Below are 5,219 nucleotides of genomic sequence, written 5' to 3' on the forward strand. Positions count from 1 at the left end.
GCGGCCCGCCACCCGAGCGAATACCGACTCCAACTCCGCAGCCCAGCAATCAACTTCGCCCATCCCCACCATGACTGGTCAACGAGAACAACCAGCTCAGGACACGAATTCTCACTGGAGTACTAAGACGACGGCGACCTCGGTCGGAGCCTGCTGCTGGGCAGTGGGTCCCGGTCTCACCACGTGCGACCGCCTGCTCGTCCAGTCCAGCACGGCGGCGTCCTGGACTACGGCGGCGGCCGACACTATGGGCGTCGATCTCGCCGAGAAACTGCGCGTGGTGCCGACCCTGCGCGACGAGCGCCTGGTCGCCGAGGCACCGGTACGGCTGACGGTGATGGATCTGATGGGCGCCCGCAGCTTCGAGACGGTCCGCCTCGACCCAGCCCCGAGCGCCACCGCGACGAACTCGCCGCCATCAACGGTGTCACGATCGTCCCCGACCGTGGGGACCGCGTCCGCTACCGGCTTGCTGCCCGGCGCCCACTTCGGTATCGCCCCCTTCCGGCCGGGCTGTCTGTGGTTGATGTCAGTGGTGGACTGCCAGGGCATGGGCTTGTCGGTCATCATCCCGCGCACGGGGGGGCTGGCCGAGCACATCGACGAAGAGCCTCCTCGACAGCGACGACGAGGCCGTGCGCTGCACCGGCGGCTGAGCCGGGTGCTGGGCAGCGCAATCAAGCGCCTCCGCGGCGTGCGGGGCATGCGCCGTGTCTACGCTGAGGGGCCCCGAAGTTTCCGGAGAGCGACTCAATCGGGTTGTCCTGTGAGGAAACGATGATGAGAGAGTGACGCGTTCGAGGTCATACACGCTGGAGTTCCGCGAGGAAGCTGTCCAGCTGGCATTGCAATCCAGTAAGCCCATCACTAATGTCGCCCGGGAACTCGAGGTGAATCCCGAGACGCTCCGGATGTGGCCGCCGATATGGGCGCGGAGAACAGGCTTGTTCACTCCACCGATGGACGAACATGACTGAAAGAATAAGAGCGGCGCATCCACGAGCTGGAGATGGAGAATATCTTCTTGAAAAAGCCGCAGCATGCTTCGTGAGAATCCTCGGGAGCGAACAAGTAAAGGTTCGCTATGCCGCCTGGGCACACCGTGATCACGACCCGCTGGATTGTGAACAGCGCTGCCGCGACACGTATCTGAAAGTGCCCCGGCGGTGCAGGCGCCGGGCCGGGCCAGGGTGCCCTGCGGCGGCGCCATGGACCACTGCCCAGTCGCCGTCCACGAGCGGGCACCGGCTGTCACTGCACGCCGCAATCAGCAGCATTGTCATGAACGGGTGACGCACCCCGCGCCGTCGTATCGGATCGGGCAGCACCGCCAGCCGATCGACGAGCGACGGCAATGTGTGATGCTGGCGCGACGGCGACTTGATCAAGCAGACGGTGGCAGACAGACGGCACATCGAAGCTCCGGCTGTGAACGGTGGCTTACAACGCCTAACACAATGAGTTGATTTGTCTGTGGGTGATGAGGCAGCAGGCGAGGTGGGGGAACGCTTCGTGGATGTCGGCACGTCGTTCCCAGCGGATGCGGAGTCTGCGGAAGCCGTGGAGCCAGGCGAAGGTCCGTTCCACCACCCACCGGTAGGTGCCCAGCCCGGTGCCGTGCCGGGTGCCACGGCAGGCGATGGCTGGCACGATGCCTCGAGGACGGACCTGGTCACGGTAAATGTCGTGGTCGTAGCCACGGTCGGCGAAGAGGGAGTCGGGTTTGCGGCGGGGACGGCCGACACGTCCGCGGACCGGCGGAATCGCGTCCAGCAGCGGCAGAAGCTGGGTGACGTCGTTGCGGTTGCCGCCGGTCAGCAGGACGGCGAGCGGGGTGCCGTGGCCGTCCGTGATGAGGTGGTGCTTCGAGCCGGCCCGGCCTCGGTCGACCGGCGACGGACCCGTGTGCTGCCCCCTTTTAGGGCCCTGACGTGGGAAGAATCGACCACGCAACGCGACCAGTCCAGTCGTGATGCGGCATGGAGCTCAGCGAGAAGGACCTCGTGCAGCCGCTGCCAGACGCCGGCCTCGTTCCAGTCCCGCAGTCGGCGCCAGCACGTCATGCCCGAGCCGAAACCAAGCCCCTTCGGCAGGTACTGCCACTGGATGCCGATGTGCAGCACGTACAAGATCCCGCACAGCACCTCCCGGTCCGGCAACGGCCTACGGCCCGGATAGCGAAAGCGCCGCCCGCGCTGCGGCAGCAGCGGCTCCAGGTGATCCCACAGCTCATCCGACACGATCCACGGCGACGCCCCCATGCAAAGACCAACGCTCAACTGACCATCCAGGCACGGTCACCAGGCCCGATCCGCCTCATTCTGTTAGCCGTTGTAAGCAAGGTCGTCCGTCTTCAACCGGAGCTTCGTTGCATCAGCCACGGCCACCGATCGTCACACCCCAGCGACCAGACACCCACAAGATCACCACGACTCTGACCGGCACTCACGACCGTTGTTCTTGTGGATACCGCCAGCTCTTCTTTAACGAATCAGGGCAGCAGCTATCCTGTTCCTGGTGATAGCGTTGGAGTCCCTGAATGATTTGGCACCGGTCTCGATAATTTGAGCTTCGAAAGTAAGACGGTCAACGATTACTCGGCAGAGCCGATTGTCAGTGAAAACCTGGCGCCATTCAGCGAACGGCCTGTTGGACGCAATGGCGATTGCGTGCCGTTCTTCACGTTCAGTGAGAACCTGGAATAGCAAATTGGCTCCATAGCAATCGAGCTTTACATAGCCAACCTCGTCAAGACAGAGCAGGTCCACTTTCCCATATTTTTTGACCATGCGTCTAAGCTGCTTGCGACTCGCCGCCTCGGCCAGCTCGTTCACCAGATTCATCGCAGTCGTGTAGAGGACTCTCCCGCCGGCCTCGGCTATGGCGGTTCCCAGTCCGATCAGCAAATGCGACTTACCTGTGCCGGTATCACCAATCAGGCACAGCGTCTGGCCAGATTGAATCCAGCTGGGCTGTGTTAGACTATCGATGATTTCCTTCGGAACGTTGGGATTCTTGGAGAAGTCAAAGTCTTCAATACGCTTATTCCGAGGAAAGTCCGCTTCCTCACAGCGGCGGATTCTGCGTTGCGCGTCACGGTCCGCGCACTCACGCTCCAGCAGTTCGGCAAGGAAGTCTGCATAGGGCGCGTGTTCACGAAGCGCCTGGTTGGCAAACTCATCCCAGCACGCACGGATTGTGCTCAGCCCCAGGTTTCGACAAGCGGCTTCAATGGTGGCTCCCGGATCGGCTCTACGCTGTGCGACCAGGCCGAATGTTTCCCATTTCTTTGACATCGAGGAGGCAGACATCGCCCTACGCATTATTCTACGCCTTTCGAATGCAAAAACATGACCGCACACTGCCGGTGATCCCTGCCAGTGGCCGACACTAAAGCAGAACACCTTGCGGCCACGATGGCATACTTTCTACTTCGTCATTCCACACATCGATTGTGAGTAAGATGCCGATGACGGAAGGCGCCACGTAGACACGCCGCGAACAAGTAGGTAATACAGTATTTACGCAGATAAAGATAGCAGCACTAGTTCGAGTACGACCCCCAATCAATACTGGACGCTCAAATAGCTGACTGCCGGCTCGCGAGCTCATCTTAACTGTCGGCCAGTTGCCAGCCCGCCATAGATTTCTCTCATTTCTAGCCTTAGACCGAGACTACTTCGGACGCCTGACGAGAACTGCTCACTTGTGACGAGAATATAACGGGCGACGCTCATTTTCGGTCAAGCCGCCGCGAATTCCATAATGACTACCCGTTTCCAGTGCATCCTCCAGACAGAGGTCCGCTACGACGCAGCCATCGCAAATCTCCTTCGCGCGCGACACATTCCTCCGAGAATTAGGAGAGGCGAAGAATAAACTATCCGCGAGTCTTAAATCCAATTTTCCACACGCAGCATCTACCTGCCACGTAGAATTTTTGTCGCGCTTTTCTACTGGCAGCACACTATCACATTTACACACATCCACCTCCCCGATTAGCGACCAAAAGTGGCTCCGTAACACGTTTCGACGACTACTTATATGCTGGCGCTTCCACTTTAGCGACAATTGCCATCCCCACGATGGTTGAAACGTTTAAGGTTTCAGGAAGCCGGGCACACTCCCGTCGATTCGTTTGCGCACGAAGTATGCCATTACAGCCATCTCAAAATCCTAAGCTTCAGATAATCTCGCACTTACCTTGGAGGCGAGTGTAAATTCCCTTCCATTTAGAGGGCTTGACCAGGCCAATATTAACAAATGAATGGCACTTGCCGGTTCTGCTACAGGATCTCATGAAAGGTCGGTTGTGCGGGTGGAGGCGACCTTAGAGGAGAACTCTGACGAGGCTGACTGTGATTATAATCGTTCGACGCTCCCATAAGCTCGATGCAACCTGGCATGTCACTACCCCAATGGCCAGGCAGTGAATCTCTTCCGTCCTCAGTTTGAGCAGATCAGGTAGAGGGAGAGGACTGCTTTGACGAAGCTAGAGATCTTCAATGGCTGGGATTCAGAGGGCTGCAGTCCAACTTGGTCTTGATCGTGAAGCCGTCGGTGAGGTCAGTACTGCATCCGTTTGAGCCGCGTCTTCACCAACACTGAGTCTTTTCCAACTTGGTGTGTGGTCTGGGCAGTTGGGCTGATTGATGGGCTGAAGCCCCTGGTAGAGGGGTTTTCGACCAAGAGAACCCGCGCCCACCAGAGGCTTCGCATGCTTGTTTACCCGTCCGGGCTAGACGTGTCCAGCTCTGCCCTTCGCTTCCTCGTCGCTCGCCTGTGCGAACACGCCGTTGTCTCGGTACACGGTGGCGGCGCCTGAGTGCGGGCCGCCAAGCCCTCAGGCGCCCACCTACGCAACGGTCATCCGTATGCTCAGCTCGCGGCCAGGTTCGGCATCAGTACCACCACCGCCTCCGCTACATCACCGAAGCCATCGACGTCCTGGCCGCGCTCGTGCCGACACTCGCCGAAGCCGTCCAAGCGGCGTCGATGAAAGCGCTCATTTTGCTGGACAGGACGTTGCGGCCGATCGACCGGATCGCTACGGACCGTCCGTTCTACTACGGAAAGCACAAGAAACACGAGATGAGAGGATGTTCTTGCCGCTTACCTGCTGTTTTGTGCGGTTTGCCTGCCGCCCGGGATAGCCTGATAAATTCTGTATGCGCCGAATATGCCAAGGAAGCGCTCGCCATCGGCCTCGCGTGTCGTCC

Annotated in this window: 5 protein-coding genes and 1 pseudogene; 3 read left to right on the top strand and 3 right to left on the bottom strand. The window is 59.7% G+C overall.

Going from position 1 to position 5,219, the window contains the following annotated elements; genetic code table 11:
* Positions 1-247 precede the first annotated feature (247 nt).
* On the top strand, positions 248-781 hold the full coding sequence (locus tag ACFPP6_RS36205) for a hypothetical protein (RefSeq protein ID WP_382051109.1): 534 nt from the start codon (positions 248-250) through the stop codon (positions 779-781).
* Positions 782-788: 7 nt separating this feature from the next.
* Positions 789-977 carry a transposase gene (locus ACFPP6_RS36210; RefSeq protein WP_382051110.1) on the top strand — a complete coding sequence of 63 codons (189 nt, stop codon included), beginning with the start codon at positions 789-791 and terminating at the stop codon, positions 975-977.
* Positions 978-1,449: 472 nt separating this feature from the next.
* Here the strand turns inward: ACFPP6_RS36210 and ACFPP6_RS36215 are convergent.
* The 3 genes from ACFPP6_RS36215 to ACFPP6_RS36225 form a co-directional block, all read right to left on the bottom strand.
* Positions 1,450-2,261 (bottom strand): IS5 family transposase gene (locus tag ACFPP6_RS36215; RefSeq protein WP_382051113.1). Its coding sequence is split into 2 segments (ribosomal slippage): positions 1,450-1,935 and positions 1,938-2,261, totalling 810 coding nucleotides; the frame shifts between segments, so codons are not numbered across the junction.
* Positions 2,262-2,483: 222 nt separating this feature from the next.
* Positions 2,484-3,296 carry an IS21-like element helper ATPase IstB gene (gene istB, locus ACFPP6_RS36220; protein ID WP_465269391.1) on the bottom strand — a complete coding sequence of 271 codons (813 nt, stop codon included), beginning with the start codon at positions 3,294-3,296 and terminating at the stop codon, positions 2,484-2,486.
* A 406-nt stretch (positions 3,297-3,702) separates the two neighbouring features.
* The gene (locus ACFPP6_RS36225; RefSeq protein ID WP_382051112.1) at positions 3,703-4,026 is read right to left on the bottom strand and encodes a WhiB family transcriptional regulator; all 324 of its coding nucleotides are present in this window, start codon (positions 4,024-4,026) and stop codon (positions 3,703-3,705) included.
* 691 nt (positions 4,027-4,717) lie between these two features.
* Here ACFPP6_RS36225 and ACFPP6_RS36230 point away from each other — a divergent pair.
* Positions 4,718-5,094 (top strand): annotated as a pseudogene (locus ACFPP6_RS36230) (helix-turn-helix domain-containing protein); the annotation flags it as partial.
* Positions 5,095-5,219 lie beyond the last annotated feature (125 nt).

The organism is Streptomyces aureoversilis, assembly GCF_042657885.1.
In the GTDB taxonomy this organism is placed as follows: Bacteria; Actinomycetota; Actinomycetes; order Streptomycetales; family Streptomycetaceae; genus Streptomyces; species Streptomyces aureoversilis.